This window comes from Acinetobacter sp. ESL0695, from assembly GCF_029392135.1.
In the GTDB taxonomy this organism is placed as follows: Bacteria; Pseudomonadota; Gammaproteobacteria; order Pseudomonadales; family Moraxellaceae; genus Acinetobacter; species Acinetobacter pollinis.
The window spans coordinates 999,128-1,014,944 of record NZ_CP113932.1 but is presented as its reverse complement, the minus strand read 5'-3'; the positions used below and the strand labels follow the sequence as shown (position 1 = coordinate 1,014,944).

Sequence of the window (15,817 nt, the reverse complement as noted above, 5' to 3'; positions counted from 1 at the left end):
AAATTCTCCGACTTTCTCAAATGTAAGGCGTACGTGTGTCCAACTTAGATCAGATCATACAAAATATCTCATCCCATACTCCAATGATGCAACAATATATCAACGTAAAAATGGAGCATCCACATAGCCTATTGTTTTACCGCATGGGAGATTTTTACGAGCTATTTTTTGATGATGCAAAGAAAGCTGCAAAACTTCTTGGTATTACTTTAACGCATCGTGGAAAAAGTAACGGCGATCCTATTCCCATGGCAGGTGTGCCATTTCATGCTGCTGAAGGTTATCTTGCACGCCTTGTTAAAAAGGGTGAAGCTGTCGTTATTTGCGAACAAGTAGGAGAAGTTACAGGAAAAGGGCCTGTAGAGCGAAAAGTTATAAGAATTATTACCCCAGGCACACTCACAGATGATGCCTTACTTAATAGTACACAGAACTCAAATCTTGTGGCTTTAAGTATTCATCAGAACCAAATTGGTATTGCGCTTTTAGATTTGAGCGCAGGTATTTTTAAAGTTCAACAGCAAGATTTCAAACCTGAAATGTTAACTATTGAACTGGCACGTCTAATGCCAAGTGAAATTTTGATTAACGAAGATTTAGTTGATCAAAACATTATAGATATGATTAAAAAGCAGTTGGAATGCCCCATTACAAAGCGTCCAAATGTCGACTTTAATTCCAAAAATGCAGATAAAACTCTTTGTGACCAGTTTAACGTAGCCACCCTATCAGGTTTTGGTGTTGATCACTTACCACTTGCAAAATCGGCGGCGGCTGCACTTATTCACTATGCAAAAGAAACGCAGAAAACAGCCCTACCACATATTCGAAACATTACACTAGAACAAAGCCAAGATTTTATTGCTTTAGATCCTGTTACACGGCGTAATTTAGAAATTATTGAGCCACTATTCGAACATGGTACATCACTTTTTAATTTAATTAATGATTGTCAAACCGCAATGGGAAGCCGACTTCTTGGTCGTACACTCATGCAACCTGTACGAGATTGTGCCATTTTAGAAGCACGTTTAGAAGCAACAGAACAAATACTAACTGGCTACTACGAGTCTCCAATTCGTTTAGCTCTTAAAGAAATTGGAGATATTGAACGCGTTTTAAGTCGTGTAGCTTTAGGTTCTGCTCGTCCTCGAGATTTGGTACAACTTCGCCAAGCTTGCGCACAAATCCCTTACTTACACGAATCACTTTTACCACTTCTTCAGCATAATTCTGCACCAAAGCTCTTACAACAACTCAATGAAGATCTTGGCGACGTAGAAGCATTACATCAGCATTTAGGAGCTGCTATTGTCGAAAACCCTCCCGTTCTTTTACGTGACGGCAATGTTATTGCTGAAGGATTCGATGCTGAGCTTGATGAACTAAGACAAATTCGTGACCATGCAGGGCAATTTTTAATTGACTTAGAGGCTAAAGAAAGACAAACAACAGGAATAAATACGCTCAAAATTGGTTATAACCGTGTAAGTGGTTATTATATTGAGCTTACACGAGCACAAGCCGAGCAAGCACCAAGTCACTACATCCGTCGCCAAACACTTAAGAATGTAGAACGTTATATTACGCCTGAGTTAAAAGGCTTTGAAGATAAAGTACTATCTAGTGAATCTCGCGCACTGGCACGTGAAAAAATGCTGTTTGAACAACTTTTAGAACAGTTGCGCGCAAACATTGCTGAATTACAATTAATGAGTAGTGCCATTGCTCAGATTGACGTTCTTGCTAATTTTGCACATCAAGCACGTATACGCCACTGGGCACGCCCTGACTTTAGTCCTGAAGTAGGCGTTCATATTGTTGCAGGTAGGCATCCAGTCGTAGAGGCTGTCAGTAAAACTCCTTTTACACCCAATAGTACACAACTAAATAGCCATCATCGTCTTGCTATTATTACTGGGCCAAATATGGGTGGCAAGTCAACATTTATGCGACAAACAGCCCTTATTAGCTTACTTGCCTATTGCGGTAGTTTTGTTCCTGCAGAAAGTGCAACTCTTGGGCCAATTGACCGCATCTTTACTCGTATTGGTTCAGCAGATGATCTGTCTACAGGTAAATCTACATTTATGGTAGAGATGACAGAAACCTCTCAGATTTTGCATCATGCTACTCAGCAATCTCTCGTACTTATGGATGAAGTTGGTCGCGGTACCAGTACCTATGATGGCTTATCTTTAGCATGGGCCTGTGTACTCGATTTATCTAAACGCATTAAGTGCTTGTGTTTATTTGCAACACATTATTTTGAACTTACCGAACTTGGGCATGAAAGTACGATTGATAACTATCATGTGACGGCGAAGGAACTGAATGGAAACCTAATCCTTTTACATAAAGTACAGGCAGGCCCTGCAAGTCAAAGTCATGGCCTACAAGTTGCAAAACTGGCGGGCATACCTATAAGCGTCATTAAAGAGGCTCAAAAACGTCTAAAAATTTTAGAAAAACAAAATATTACTGCCACAAATACAAGCGTTCAAAATGACCTATTTTCAGAGGAACAACCATCGTTGGACATGCCTTCTGTTGAAACTGTCGAACGGTTGATTGAAGTACCTAAACAATCCGTTGTTGAAGATACACTCACTGAAATAGATATCGACAACCTGACACCACGTCAGGCATTAGATCAGCTTTATCAGCTAAAAGCGTTGCTCAAACACTCATCTTAACTTTTGCAAAAAAACCAAAAAACCGAGCTTACCTATGCTCGGTTTTTTAATAAGTATATAAAATATTCAGATTTTAGGAACAAAAGAAACGCTATACATTACATATAAATTTATATTTATTGAAAATACAATGAAAAGTTTTCTAGCAACAACAGCGACAATTCTTACAATTAGCATTTCAATACTGGGATGCCAAAAATCTGATCATGTGCAGTCAGTTCAAACCAACTCACCTCATACAAGTGAGGCACTTACCACGCTCAATATTGGTTATCAAAAAGCAGCACTTAAGCTCATTGTCGCGAAACAAAATCATTTTTTTGAAAAAGAATTTCCAAATGTGAAAATCAGTTGGAATGAATTTCCAGCAGGACCACCTACATTAGAAGCGCTTTCTGCAGGTGCGATTGACTTTGGTTATACAGGCGATGCACCTGTTGTGTTTGCACTTTCGGCAGGAAAAAAACTCAACTATCTGGGTTATGAAGAAGCTGCAAAACGTGGTCATGCCCTACTTGTTCCAAACAATAGTCATATACAATCAATTGAAGATCTAAAAGGTAAACGTATTGGTTTAACCAAAGGATCAAGTGCACATAATTTCTTAGCAGAAGTTTTACAAAAGGCTCATCTTACATGGGCAGATATCGAACCTGTTTGGCTGACTCCTTCAGATGCACGCGCAGCGTTGGATAAGAAAGCTATAGATGCATGGGCTGTTTGGGAACCATACGTCAGTGCTACTGAACTATCTGGTACAGCAAAAGCTGTTTTTGACTCAACAACTCTTCCTAAAACCTATGGTTATTACCTTGCACAGCCAAGTTTTATTCAACAACACCCAGATAGTGCAAAAAAAGTATTACAAGTACTGAATGAAACAGACCAATGGATTAATACCCACCCCAAAGAAACAGCACAAATTTTGGCAAATAGTACAGGCCTAAGCCTGAATATTGCAGAAAAAGTACTAACAACCAAACCAAATCCTAATTCCGTTGAACCACTTACACCTGTGGTTTTACAGTCCCAGCAAGATTTAGGAAATCTGTTCTTTAGCTTAAAATTAATTCCAAACCCTATTCAGCCAGCTTCATTTGCGTGGCATCCTCCAAAATAAATATACAAAGCCATGCACTCCTTAGTAGATTGCATGGCTTTCCGCTTATTTCACTTGTAATATTTCTACAAGCTTATTTTGTACATGACTAATTGCATTTGCATATCCTTGATCATACATTTCAGAGTTTTCTCGCCAGAATTCCCAATGTTCCATATATTCTGTTTCTAATTCTTTAATTAATTTTTGTACTTTTTGTATTTTATGTTTATTCACATCTTTTGCGATATTGGGTTTGTGTCCACCACGTTTTGCATTCTTCATTTGTTTCTGATAGTTAAGTTCTGCTTTAATATTCATTCTACCTTCCGTATTTTTATACACAGTTGAAAGTTCAATTAAAATAAACTTCATTCTCAGCATCACGTATCTTTTTGAACAAAATATGACAAATATAAGAAGAGTTCATGACATCTTCCTCAAATTATTAAAATTGGCAATTATTCTTTAATTTGATGTGATATTTGGTGGAATACAGTAAATAACATACTGATATTAATTCTCATTATCAGTAAAAATCATATAGAAATGGGTATTTCATAGATTTAAATAATTAATATCAATAAAAGGAATTGTTACTTGCCCCATTTTTTGCCTACAATATAGCAATTAAAGATGAACACCAAATTTTTTAGGTAGCTGTCGCTATGGCCTTTGTTGTCACTGAAAACTGTATTAAATGTAAATATCAAGATTGCGTTGAAGTTTGTCCTGTAGACTGCTTCTACGAAGGTCCAAACTTCCTTGTCATTCATCCAGATGAGTGTATTGACTGTGCTTTATGCGAGCCTGAATGCCCTGCAAATGCAATCTTTTCAGAAGATGAGCTACCAGCAGGACAAGAAGTCTTCATTGAACTCAATGCTGAACTTGCTGAAAAATGGCCGAACATTACCGAGATTGGGGAGCAACCAGAAGATCGTGAAGAATGGAATGGTAAAGCAGACAAGCTTCAATATTTAGAAAAATAAAAAAAGACCAGCATATGCTGGTCTTTTTTATCACTCGAATATTTACTTAAATTAAATATCCTATTTTTATTTTCAACTATAAAATGTGTTCATAATTAAAATATCTATATTACGACTTATGCCAAATACGCTAAAACTGGGAAAAATTGGAATTACATCTATTCTCTTTCTTTTATGTGGCTCAAGTTCCGCAAAACCTTCTGTGCCTTTAATTGTGAACCCTATTCCAAGTTATTATCTGATTAAAAAAATTCCTTCGTCCTACTTCTTATGGATTTCTCAAGACAATCATTTACAACATGTCAAAGCCTATGAAGATTTTTTAACAAAGAATAATGTAAACAATGTAATTCCTACTTTTGAGTTATTAAGAACAGCTCGAGATTGGAAACAATGTGGACGAGAAGAATATTTAATTCCTCCAAAAACAGTTTGGGAAAACCAAGTTCCAACTTTAAAGGTATTTAGATACCTTATGGCCACAAAAACACTAACACAATTTGAAGTAACATCTGCCTATCGTGACTTTCAGATGAACCGCTGTGCAGGTGGTGCTGTTTCATCTCGTCATATCTTAAATGCTGCAATTGATTTTCGTATTGGCCCTGAACACCCTACAGCAAAAGATTATACCAATATTGAAAAAACAAAATTTAAATTATGCCAATTCTGGAAACAGTACGGTTCAGATCTAAATATGGGCTTAGGTACTTATACAACAGGCCAAATTCATATCGATACTCAAGGCTATAGAACATGGGGGCCCGATCATACACAATCGACCTCTATTTGTTTGTAATATGCTTTTTTATGGTAAAATACAAAGTCAGCTACAACAAGGAATGTGGTGGAAGAATGTTAAAACTTTGTATGACGAATGATATTCCCGACCGAGAAGCGCGCGCTTTTGATACAACGGCGTATGGCACATTATTTATTACTCAACGCGATGGCCAATTTTTTGCTTATAAAAATATTTGCCCTCACCTACAAGTAGAACTTGAGTTTCTAGAAAATGAATTTTTAGACCAAGACAAAGAATTCATCCAGTGTTCAACCCATGGTGCATTATTTCAGGTCGAAACTGGTGAATGCATCTCTGGGCCTTGTTTGGGAGAATCACTTACAGTTGTTCCTATTCAAGTTCATTCTGACGGCGGCATTTATCTCGCATAAGCAACGTTATGATGAATAATAGCCTAGATAATTTCTTACAAAGTCCAGAACTACTCCCTTTTCATCTGTGCGTAGTAACATTCATTCTCTTAAGTGCATCGGAAACACTTGGGCTTTATATTGGTATTTCACCATTTAGATTTTTAAAACGGCTTATTCCTTTTCGACCAAATAACCCGCTATTACAAATCAAGTTCTCTCGAACACTCATTTTAGTTTTCTTCCTGATTAATTTTAGCTTTGCAGGCTACTTCTTCCAATTCGCCTATTATGCTTATCAGCAATCTTTTGCCTCAAGTATTTATGTGCTTATACCCACACTCGTTACAGCATTATTTTTTACTATTTTTATGATTCATTGCTTAGACCAAGTCATTAAGCCTAAATTTATTCATAGAGAACTTAATCTTTTGGGTCGATTGGCGACTATTTCTACAGGTAGCGCAAAACCAGAAATTCAGGCAACAGCACGTGTAAGAGATGAATACGGTCAAATTCACTATGTCATGGTATGTTCTGAATTTGGTGAAATCCCTACCCACACACAAGTCCTTCTTATTCGTAAAAAAGATAACCTTTATATTGTAAAAAAGATTATCGAATCAAATTATTTACTCGACCACGAGATATTTCCTAAATAGTTATTTATGTGACAAAAGTGAGGAGGACGCAGAATTAGATATTGGCTTTTTCACACGTAAATGGTTAAAAAAGATATTTAATCCTACTGCCATGACACATGTAATGCTAATTCCTGAATGAAACATCATTTGCACCCATTTTGGGAAATGAATAAAGAAGTCATGATTAATCATGGGAATCATGCCTGCAGATAGTGCCACAGCAACAATAATTAAATTCTTTTGATCGCTAAAATCGACTTGTCCAAGTGTTCGTATACCACTTGCCGCCACCGAGCCAAACAGGACAATACCTGCGCCACCCAAAACAGGTGCGGGTATTGCAGCGATAAATCTTCCCATAATAGGAAATAATCCCAGTAAAATAAGAATCATGCCACCTGCTGCCACAACAAAACGGCTTTTTACTCCTGTAATTGCAACCAATCCAACATTCTGAGCAAATGCACTTTGCATAAAGGTCCCAAAAAATGGTGCAATCGCAGAAGATAGCATATCTGCACGCAGTCCGTTGGCGATGCGTCGCTGTGTCACTTCACTGCCAACAATTTCACCGACTGCTAAAATATCTGCTGTTGTTTCTGTCAGCGTTACGATCATAACAATACACATAGCAACGATCGCAGGGATACTAAATATAGGCATCCCAAATGATAAAAAGCTTGGAATAGCAAGCCACTGACCATCTGCTACTCCTGAAAAATTACAATACCCTAAAGCATAAGCGAATACAGTACCAATCACTATTGACAATAGAATTGCAACTCGACGTAGTCCAATCGTGCCAAAGCGACTAAACACAAGTAAAACAGTTAATGTAAATGCAGCTAAACCCAAATTAGATAAGCTTCCCCAATTTGATGCTTTATTGTTCCCCCCCATTATCCAATTGAGTGCAACAGGCAACAAAGAAAATCCAATAATTGTAATCACACTACCTGTCACTACAGGTGGAAAAAATCGAATAATCCTTGAAAAAAATGGTGCAACAATTAATCCAATAAGTGAACTGGCCAAAACTGCCCCAAGTATTGTTTGAAAACCACCCCCAGTTGTTCCTATTGCAATCATACTTGCTACACCTGCAAAAGAAACACCTTGAACAAGGGGGAGTTTTGCTCCAAACCATTTCATACCAAGCGTTTGCAATAGTGTTGCCAATCCACCAATAAATAAAGAAGCAGTAATTAACATTCCAATTTCAATGTGTGTCAAACCAATTGCAGAACCTACAATTAATGGTGGTGCAACGATTCCACCGTACATTGTTAAAACGTGTTGTAATCCATAAGCAATACTTTTATTTAATCCGAGATATTCATCTTCATAAGCGATTTGACGTTGCTTCATCACTTTATCCTTATCATTTCTTTATAGGAATGACCAAGCAAATCACATGCCAATCTTAACTTTTCTAAAATGACTTTTCGTGAGCATTTGTGAGGAAACCGTTAGAAAAGCCAATAATTTTGTTATAATTACTCAGGTTTCATATAGATACTTTTGTTTCTGCTATGAGAAAACGACAACATCATGCCTTAAATATTCCAATTGGTTCACATCTTTTAGTGAAACACTTTGGTTATACGCACCACGGTATTTATGCAGGTAAAGGCCGCGTCATCCATTACTCTGGATTTGCCCATTTCTTTAAAAAGCATCCTATTGAAATTACAAAACTTGAAAAATTTTCACATCATAAGCCATTACATATTCGTACCTACAAAAATCCAAAATTTAAAGGTCGTGCTGTAGTACGGCGAATGCGTTTACGTATGAACGAAAACCACTATCATTTAATTATGAATAACTGCGAGCATTTATGTTCATGGGCAATTACAGGTATAGAAGATAGCCCACAAGTTGAAAAGATGATGCGTAGGCTTACAACTATTGGCTACATTAGCTCTTTAATGAGTTATATGAATGGCATTTTTATTACTGTTGCAACTGCAAGTTTCGCATTGGTATTGTATATAAAAAAGAAATTGAGGGATAAAGCAAAAATGGAAGGCCCTATTCATCTTTTTTTAAAACGTATACAAAAAAATAAAAATCCTCACAATCATTAAGATTGTGAGGACAGTAATCTAACCAAAAGCGCTTATTTTTCTGGTTTAAAGCTATCTCTTAAATCCAAGATACGGTTGAATACAGGTTTATCACTAGAGTGATCATAACGATCTGCTACGAAATAGCCTTCACGCTCAAACTGGAAACGTTCTTCATTTTTTGCATTTGCCAAAGCAGGTTCAATAATCGCCTGAACAACTTTCAAAGAGTCTTTGTTTAAGTTATCTAGGAAATCTTCACCGACTTCAGGGTCAGCTTCTGTAAATAAACGATCATAAATACGTACTTCAGCAGGCAGACCATGCTCAGCAGATACCCAATGAATAACACCTTTTACCTTACGCCCTTCAGGTTTCTTGCCCAATGTGTCAGGATCAATTGAACATTTAAGTTCAACCACTTCACCATTAGCATCTTTAACAACTTCATCGCACTTAATCACATAAGCATGGCGTAATCTTACTTCACCTTCTGGCACCAAACGTTTAAAGCCTTTTGGTGGAACTTCTTCAAAGTCTGAACGATCGATATACAGTTCTGAGGTTAATGGAATCGTACGCTCGCCCATATCTACATTGGGATGACGTGCATGTACCAAATCCATTGCTTCAGATAAGTTAGTCAGTGTTACTTTAAGTGGATTAAGTACTGCCATACCACGGGCAGCCGTATTTTCTAATGATTGACGAATACAGAACTCAAGCATCGCAACATCGACAATACCATCTGTTTTAGACACACCAACGCGTTTACAGAAGTCACGTAAACCTTCCGCTGTAAAGCCACGACGGCGCATACCTACCACTGTTGGCATACGAGGGTCATCCCAACCATGAACATAGTTACCCTCTACTAAACGGCGTAACTTACGTTTAGAGGTAATTGTGTAGTCCACATTTAAGCGAGATGATTCATACTGACGAGGTACAGCAGTTGAATTTACCTTTGCGACAACCCAGTCATAAAATGCACGGTGATCTTGGAATTCTAAGGTACACAATGAGTGAGTTACACCTTCAATAGCATCAGATAAAGGATGTGCATAGTCGTACATTGGATAAATTTTCCATTTATCGCCTGTTTGATGATGTGATGCATGTAATACACGATACAAAATTGGGTCACGCATATGTACATTCGGACTAGACATATCAATTTTTGCACGAAGTACAGCTTTTCCTTCGCCAAACTCACCATCACGCATTTTTTCAAAACGTGATAAGTTTTCTTCTACACTTGTTTCTCTGTAAGGTGAGTTTTTACCTGGCTCTACAAAGTTACCACGATTTAATTTAATTTCTTCAGGAGATTGTAAATCGACATATGCATCGCCCTGTTCAATGAGTTGAATAGCCCACGTATACAACTGATCAAAATACTTTGATGCATAACGCGCCTCACCATCCCATTGAAAACCTAACCATTTCACATCATTTTCAATGCCAGTAACGTACTCTTGTTCTTCTGCGTCTGGGTTTGTATCATCAAAACGTAAATTACATACGCCTTTAAATTCTTCAGCAACACCAAAATTTAGACAAATTGCTTTTACATGACCAATATGTAAGTAGCCATTTGGTTCAGGTGGAAAACGTGTAACGACTGAGCTTGTACGACCTTGTGCTAAATCATCAGTAATCACTTGGCGTACAAAATCTAAGCCGGGTTGTTGTTCTTGCTGCACAGAATCAGTAGAGGCTTGACTGTTTTGTGTCGGGTGATTTGGCAGATCTGAAACAACATCATTTGGCTTCATAATAGATAATTCACTTCTATAAAGTTAAATTTTGACTGAATGAAACGTTATCTTAACTTTTTTTCTAAGATAATTAACGTTTATACTTGCTATCTAGTTTACAGTTTGCTTATGCTTCTCTCAACCAAAAACCCATGGCTAATTTAGTCCATGTATAGGAGATACAAATATGAGTTTGCCTCAAGTTGAATTAAATACAAATAAAGGACGTATTGTTCTTGAATTAAATAGCGAAAAAGCACCAAAAACAGTTGCAAACTTTCTAGAATACGTACGTGATGGCTTCTACGATGGTGTTATCTTTCACCGTGTGATTGATGGCTTTATGGTTCAAGGTGGCGGCTTTGATGAAAACTTTAAAGAAAAAGTAACACGCGATTCAATTGAGAATGAAGCTGACAACGGTCTAAGCAATGATGTAGGTACTGTTGCTATGGCGCGTACTCAAGCACCTCACTCTGCTTCTGCACAATTCTTTATTAATGTTAAAAATAACAGCTTCTTAAACCACAGTGGTAAAACTACACAAGGTTGGGGCTATGCTGTATTTGGTAAAGTTGTTGAAGGTATGGACATCGTAAACGAAATTAAAAATGTTCGTACTGGCAACCGTGGCTACCATGCAGACGTACCACTGGAAAATGTTGTCATCGAATCTGCTAAAATTATTGCTGAATAAGTTAAACTGAGTATTTAGTGATTTATCTGTTTATTGCAGATTTACATTTATCTCAAAATCACCCTCGACTCGTTCGGGGGTTTTTGGCATTGCTTGAATATTATAGAGATAAACATACCCAGCTTTACATTTTAGGTGATTGGTTTAATGCTTGGATTGGCGATGATGATACTGCCCCATGGCTAGAAGAAATTGTTCAACACCTTCAGTTATTTACCCAAGCAGGTAATCATATTTATTTTCAAGTTGGTAATCGAGACTTTGCACTTGGACAAAAATTTTTAAACCAGTTTTCAGGTCAACTCTTACCCGATACCTATGTACTGACAATTCATCATAAAAAGTATCGCTTAGAGCATGGCGATGCATTATGTACCGATGATATTTCCTACCAACGATTTAAAAAAATCATTAGAAATCCATTGCTTTTGGGGCTACTAAAAAGAACCCCTCTAAACTTTCGCAAAAAACTTGCTAATGGCTTTCGTAAAAAAAGTACAGCTTCTCAGCAAAACAAAGCCTATCAAATTATGGATGTAAATCATCATGCTGTAGAAGAGGCTTTAACAGGTGTAGATATACTTATTCATGGCCATACGCATCGTCCTCATCAATACTACCTACACGATCAGCAACGAATTGTACTCGGTGATTGGAGAGAATCTTCAGGCGAAGCTCAAGTCTTAGAAATTTTAGAGACTGGAGAGCAAAATTTTTATACATGGAACATTTAGCAAAACTTTATTTTATTTATTAATGATAATGTCATAGAGCTTTCCTATATTATTTTGCTTATTCAATATAGAAATTCATTACTTAAAATGAGCAATTTAAAAAAACATTTCAGTATTTCTCTTGCGCTTGCAATTAGTGCTATTACGCCTTTTGGTACCTATGCTAAAGAAGTGGCACACACACAAAATATACCTTTATTAGCCGAAGGACATTGGGATCAATTTAACCGACAGCAAATTAATTCACTTATTTTAAAATACGGCAAACATAGTCCAAACTACAATCCAGCGAAACCCTCTTATATTGTTGCCGATTTTGACAATACATCCGTTTTTCTAGATATCGAAGAAGCTACATTGATCTATCAATTGGAGCATCTACGTTTCAAAGTAACTCCTGAACAACTCAATAGTATCATTCGAAAAAATATCAGCGATAAAGACTTTGTTTCTGAATACAATAATGCTCAAGGACAATCTGTAAATATCGAAAAAGTCGCCCCCGATATTATTGAAAGCTATACATGGCTATATCATCACTATAAAGGCTTAGAAGGTACAGAAACACTCGAACAGGTTCGTCAAAATCCAAACTATAGCAACTTCATTACAAAAATGCGTTACCTCTATGCTGCAATCGGCGACACATTTGCACATGATGTATCATACCCTTGGGTTACCTATCTATTTACAGGTTTTACTGCGCCTGAAGTACGAGATCTAGTTAAACATACTGTAGAGTGGCAAAAGCGACAGAACATTGAACCGATTAAATGGACTTCTCCTGAGTCACTTGTAGGTAAAGCAGGTGTTGTTTCAATTCGTTGGGATAATGGTTTACGTCCGTATAAAGAAATGCAAAATCTATTTGCGACATTCCAAGAAAATGGAATTCAAGTCTATGTATGCTCTGCATCATTCATTGATGTGGTTAAAGAAATTGTATCTAATCCCAAAATTGGCTACGGCGTAAATGAAAAACATGTATTGGCAATGGAACTAGAAAGAGATTCTCAAGGAAGAATTTTGCCAGAGTTTAGAAAAGGATACTTTCAAACTCAAGGTATAGGCAAAAGTCAAATGATTAAAAAATTCTTAGTAAGCCAGTATGGTTATGGTCCTATTTTTATTGCAGGTGACAGCGAGGGCGACCAAAACATGATGCAAGACTTTAGAGAAACAGAGAAAGTTCTCATTGTAAATCGCTTAAGAAAACCAACCACAGACATAGGCCACTTTTCTAAGCTTGCTGTCGATACATACGGACAAGACAGTGCCAAGTACTTACTACAAGGCAGAGATGCAAATACAGGTGAATTTGTTCCGTCTTATAAAAGTATCTCTTATGGTTCGACTACACCTCAAGCTCTAAAATAAACAATAAAAAATGGCATGAGGTGGAGTATTACCCTCATGCCATAAATAACTTTCTATAACGTCTTTCTTATTATAACTGGTCTTGCGCTGTATTATATTTCACCGCTTTTTTTGTACGATGTCGTCTAGATACAATTACACCAGAAATTACAACAATTAAGCATAAAATTCCTGTCGAAGTAATTTCGTGAACATGTTTTGGATCAAATGCCATAATACCCAATGCTGCAATAATAAAAATGATGACAGCCCATGTTAAATATGGATAAAGCCACATCTTCATACGGATAGGTTCACCTGTTTTGATCAATTGCTTTCTCATATTCAACTGAGAAAATGCAATAACGAGATACACAAGCAACGCAATAGCACCTGAACTATCTAACAGAAAGTTAAATACTTCTGCTGGAGCAGCATAGTTTGCAAAAGTACAGATAAAAGCGACAGCCGTAGACAGTAATACTGCATAAACTGGTGTTTGTTGGCTATTCAACTTTTGTACGAAGTGCGGTGCATCGCCACGCTTAGAAAGCGAAAATACCATACGAGATGCTGTATATAATGCAGAGTTTAAACAACTTGTTACAGCAGTTAATACAACAATATCTACAATAAGTTTCGCATATGGAATATTTAATAATTGTAAAACTGCTTGGTATGAACCAATTTTAGCCAAAGTTGGGTCATTCCATGGCACAAGGCTAATCACAATGAAAATAGACAGTATATAGAATAAACCAATTCTCCATATGACTGAGTTCGTTGCTTTAGTAATTTGTGTTTCAGGATCCTTAGACTCACTTGCAGCAATCGTTACAATTTCAGAACCCATAAATGAAAACATCGTTGTTAACAATGCACCCAGTACTGCACCCCAACCATTTGGCAAAAAACCACCATGGTCGTATAAATGTTGTACACCACTGACAGAAGGATTTAAAGAAAAACCAAAAATTGCAGCACAACCAATCATAATGAAGATGATAATTGAACCTACTTTAATGGTTGCTAACCAAAACTCAAACTCTCCATAGTTTTTTACACTAAATAAGTTTGTTACTGTTAAAGCAATAGTAATTAGAAAAGCAAGTAGCCAAACTGGTGCATCCGGTATCCAAGAATGCATAATAGCTGCGGCAGCATTGGCTTCAAATGGAATAACCAACACCCAGAACCACCAATATAACCAGCCAATTGTAAAACCAGCCCATTTTCCAATAGAGCGGTCTGCATAAGTTGAGAACGATCCACTATCGGGTTGTGCAACTGCCATCTCTGAAAGCATTCGCATTACGAGTACAACTAATGTACCTGCAACAATATAAGAAATTAAAACAGCGGGACCTGCCGCTGCAATTGCGTGTCCAGAACCAACAAATAAGCCTGCTCCAATTGCTCCTGCAATAGAAAGCATCGTAACATGCCTATTTTTTAATCCTTGTGAAAGATTGGTTGACTTTGCTTGTGTCATAAACACACCTAATTATCTTTTAAATATTTGAAATTTTCACTATTCATCCGAATAAAACTATGCATATATAATGCCAACCTTGGTTTTAACGAAATAATCTAAGATGAAATGGTGATTTCCTGTTTAAATGTAATGTTTCTTTCCATAGAAATATTAGAAAGGTTCAGGTGTTTCCTTCTTTTTTATCACTTCACATTCACAATACGCTTTTTTTTTATTTGGTCAAGAAAGTGTAATTCTTCTTTTTTACAAATTTAACTATAAAAATCATATTTTTAGATAATAAATTAAACTAAAGTCTATAGACCTTTTAACTAAAGAATATGCACACTTGATGTGCAATATATAAGAAAAACGCTATTTTAGTGCAATAAAACCAGTATATATATACTGGTTTTATTAATATATGATAATTGAATATTATCTTGCCTGATCAAATAGTAAATTTACTTTTGCTGCTGTAGCAATCCTATTCATATAGCGTTTTGTATGAGATGGAAATATTAAGCCTTCAACTATACTTAAAGAACGTAACCATGGGAAAATCATAAAGTCTGTTATATTCATCTCTTCATGATGCTCTATCAATGAATCTATTTCTGTTAAAGACGTATTCATTGCATGAATATCTGGTTCACTATTTTCATACAACTGCTTAAGGTCGCCAAAAGAGGCCGTTTCTCTTTCAATAAATGCCTGTCTTGCTTCAGGTGTAGAGATCTCTTTGAAATCACTTTGTGTAAATCTTGGTACAATCAATCTAAAAATGAGTGATGAATTTTTCTTAATCCATGCCTCAATTTCTGTATTTACCTCACCTTGAGCATAATATGGAGGACTCAAATCGTCTAAATATTTTACAATATCTAGACTTTCTGTCATGTATTGACCATCCGACTTTTGTAAAATAGGCACCACTTTTTTACCCACCAAATGAATTGGTGTTTCACTGTCGCCTTCCATAATAATGCTATATTGAATAGGTAAATTTTTAAAACCCGCAATCATGCGTGTTCTTAAGCAAAATGGACAATGTTCATAAATATATAACCGCACTACTTTCCCCTTATCTCGTTATTGTTTATTTCGTCTGAATGATATCAACTGACAAATAAATAAAATC

Annotated in this window: 15 protein-coding genes; 10 read left to right on the top strand and 5 right to left on the bottom strand. The window is 36.6% G+C overall.

The genetic code is table 11. From position 1 onward, the window contains the following. Positions 1 to 83: 83 nt before the first annotated feature. Both mutS and OZX61_RS04800 read left to right on the top strand, forming a co-directional pair. A complete protein-coding gene (gene mutS, locus OZX61_RS04805; protein ID WP_277095634.1) occupies positions 84 to 2,696 on the top strand; it encodes a DNA mismatch repair protein MutS in 2,613 nt (870 codons plus the stop codon). Between the two features lie 130 nt (positions 2,697 to 2,826). Continuing rightward, the gene (locus tag OZX61_RS04800) at positions 2,827 to 3,816 is read left to right on the top strand and encodes an aliphatic sulfonate ABC transporter substrate-binding protein (RefSeq protein ID WP_277095467.1); all 990 of its coding nucleotides are present in this window, start codon (positions 2,827 to 2,829) and stop codon (positions 3,814 to 3,816) included. Positions 3,817 to 3,861: 45 nt separating this feature from the next. Here OZX61_RS04800 and OZX61_RS04795 read toward each other — a convergent pair whose 3' ends face one another. Then, the gene (locus tag OZX61_RS04795) at positions 3,862 to 4,116 is read right to left on the bottom strand and encodes a hypothetical protein (protein ID WP_277095633.1); all 255 of its coding nucleotides are present in this window, start codon (positions 4,114 to 4,116) and stop codon (positions 3,862 to 3,864) included. Between the two features lie 347 nt (positions 4,117 to 4,463). Between OZX61_RS04795 and fdxA the strand changes: the two genes are divergently transcribed. The 4 genes from fdxA to OZX61_RS04775 all read left to right on the top strand — a co-directional run bounded on the left by fdxA (position 4,464) and on the right by OZX61_RS04775 (position 6,604). After that, a complete protein-coding gene (gene fdxA / locus OZX61_RS04790) occupies positions 4,464 to 4,787 on the top strand; it encodes a ferredoxin FdxA (RefSeq protein WP_195771915.1) in 324 nt (107 codons plus the stop codon). Between the two features lie 118 nt (positions 4,788 to 4,905). Continuing rightward, the gene (locus OZX61_RS04785) at positions 4,906 to 5,586 is read left to right on the top strand and encodes a D-Ala-D-Ala carboxypeptidase family metallohydrolase (RefSeq protein ID WP_195771914.1); all 681 of its coding nucleotides are present in this window, start codon (positions 4,906 to 4,908) and stop codon (positions 5,584 to 5,586) included. A gap of 56 nt (positions 5,587 to 5,642) precedes the next feature. After that, positions 5,643 to 5,963: a Rieske (2Fe-2S) protein gene (locus tag OZX61_RS04780; RefSeq protein ID WP_195771913.1), complete on the top strand. Its 321-nt coding sequence runs from the start codon at positions 5,643 to 5,645 to the stop codon at positions 5,961 to 5,963. Positions 5,964 to 5,974: 11 nt separating this feature from the next. After that, the gene (locus OZX61_RS04775; RefSeq protein ID WP_277095632.1) at positions 5,975 to 6,604 is read left to right on the top strand and encodes an OB-fold-containig protein; all 630 of its coding nucleotides are present in this window, start codon (positions 5,975 to 5,977) and stop codon (positions 6,602 to 6,604) included. On the opposite strand, the gene OZX61_RS04770 is transcribed toward OZX61_RS04775, so the two are convergent. Continuing rightward, on the bottom strand, positions 6,605 to 7,954 hold the full coding sequence (locus OZX61_RS04770) for a nucleobase:cation symporter-2 family protein (RefSeq protein ID WP_277095466.1): 1,350 nt from the start codon (positions 7,952 to 7,954) through the stop codon (positions 6,605 to 6,607). Positions 7,955 to 8,118: 164 nt separating this feature from the next. On the opposite strand from OZX61_RS04770, the gene OZX61_RS04765 reads away from it, so the two are divergent. Beyond that, a complete protein-coding gene (locus OZX61_RS04765) occupies positions 8,119 to 8,676 on the top strand; it encodes a lecithin retinol acyltransferase family protein (RefSeq protein WP_195771910.1) in 558 nt (185 codons plus the stop codon). A gap of 32 nt (positions 8,677 to 8,708) precedes the next feature. Here the strand turns inward: OZX61_RS04765 and OZX61_RS04760 are convergent, their stop codons facing one another. Further along, positions 8,709 to 10,433 (bottom strand): glutamine--tRNA ligase/YqeY domain fusion protein, encoded by a 1,725-nt coding sequence (locus OZX61_RS04760; protein WP_195771909.1) that lies wholly within the window; start codon positions 10,431 to 10,433, stop codon positions 8,709 to 8,711. Positions 10,434 to 10,602: 169 nt separating this feature from the next. Between OZX61_RS04760 and OZX61_RS04755 the strand changes: the two genes are divergently transcribed. The 3 genes from OZX61_RS04755 to OZX61_RS04745 all read left to right on the top strand — a co-directional run bounded on the left by OZX61_RS04755 (position 10,603) and on the right by OZX61_RS04745 (position 13,223). After that, positions 10,603 to 11,112, top strand: a complete 510-nt coding sequence (locus tag OZX61_RS04755) for a peptidylprolyl isomerase (RefSeq protein ID WP_195771907.1) — start codon at positions 10,603 to 10,605, stop codon at positions 11,110 to 11,112. Positions 11,113 to 11,129: 17 nt separating this feature from the next. Beyond that, on the top strand, positions 11,130 to 11,846 hold the full coding sequence (locus OZX61_RS04750; protein ID WP_277095465.1) for a UDP-2,3-diacylglucosamine diphosphatase: 717 nt from the start codon (positions 11,130 to 11,132) through the stop codon (positions 11,844 to 11,846). Between the two features lie 87 nt (positions 11,847 to 11,933). Beyond that, positions 11,934 to 13,223 carry a haloacid dehalogenase-like hydrolase gene (locus tag OZX61_RS04745; protein WP_277095464.1) on the top strand — a complete coding sequence of 430 codons (1,290 nt, stop codon included), beginning with the start codon at positions 11,934 to 11,936 and terminating at the stop codon, positions 13,221 to 13,223. A 70-nt stretch (positions 13,224 to 13,293) separates the two neighbouring features. Here OZX61_RS04745 and gabP read toward each other — a convergent pair whose 3' ends face one another. Together gabP and grxB are read right to left on the bottom strand one after the other, a co-directional pair. Further along, positions 13,294 to 14,694 (bottom strand): GABA permease, encoded by a 1,401-nt coding sequence (gene gabP, locus OZX61_RS04740; RefSeq protein WP_195771905.1) that lies wholly within the window; start codon positions 14,692 to 14,694, stop codon positions 13,294 to 13,296. 420 nt (positions 14,695 to 15,114) lie between these two features. Beyond that, the gene (gene grxB, locus OZX61_RS04735) at positions 15,115 to 15,750 is read right to left on the bottom strand and encodes a glutaredoxin 2 (RefSeq protein ID WP_277095463.1); all 636 of its coding nucleotides are present in this window, start codon (positions 15,748 to 15,750) and stop codon (positions 15,115 to 15,117) included. Positions 15,751 to 15,817: the final 67 nt, after the last annotated feature.

Bases quoted from the DNA above. Each gene is read 5' to 3' on its own strand.
- mutS (WP_277095634.1), top strand. From the start codon at position 84: ATGATGCAACAATATATCAACGTAAAAATGGAGCATCCACATAGCCTA.
- OZX61_RS04800 (WP_277095467.1), top strand. From the start codon at position 2,827: ATGAAAAGTTTTCTAGCAACAACAGCGACAATTCTTACAATTAGCATT.
- OZX61_RS04795 (WP_277095633.1), bottom strand. From the start codon at position 4,116: ATGAATATTAAAGCAGAACTTAACTATCAGAAACAAATGAAGAATGCA.
- fdxA (WP_195771915.1), top strand. From the start codon at position 4,464: ATGGCCTTTGTTGTCACTGAAAACTGTATTAAATGTAAATATCAAGAT.
- OZX61_RS04785 (WP_195771914.1), top strand. From the start codon at position 4,906: ATGCCAAATACGCTAAAACTGGGAAAAATTGGAATTACATCTATTCTC.
- OZX61_RS04780 (WP_195771913.1), top strand. From the start codon at position 5,643: ATGTTAAAACTTTGTATGACGAATGATATTCCCGACCGAGAAGCGCGC.
- OZX61_RS04775 (WP_277095632.1), top strand. From the start codon at position 5,975: ATGAATAATAGCCTAGATAATTTCTTACAAAGTCCAGAACTACTCCCT.
- OZX61_RS04770 (WP_277095466.1), bottom strand. From the start codon at position 7,954: ATGAAGCAACGTCAAATCGCTTATGAAGATGAATATCTCGGATTAAAT.
- OZX61_RS04765 (WP_195771910.1), top strand. From the start codon at position 8,119: ATGAGAAAACGACAACATCATGCCTTAAATATTCCAATTGGTTCACAT.
- OZX61_RS04760 (WP_195771909.1), bottom strand. From the start codon at position 10,433: ATGAAGCCAAATGATGTTGTTTCAGATCTGCCAAATCACCCGACACAA.
- OZX61_RS04755 (WP_195771907.1), top strand. From the start codon at position 10,603: ATGAGTTTGCCTCAAGTTGAATTAAATACAAATAAAGGACGTATTGTT.
- OZX61_RS04745 (WP_277095464.1), top strand. From the start codon at position 11,934: ATGAGCAATTTAAAAAAACATTTCAGTATTTCTCTTGCGCTTGCAATT.
- gabP (WP_195771905.1), bottom strand. From the start codon at position 14,694: ATGACACAAGCAAAGTCAACCAATCTTTCACAAGGATTAAAAAATAGG.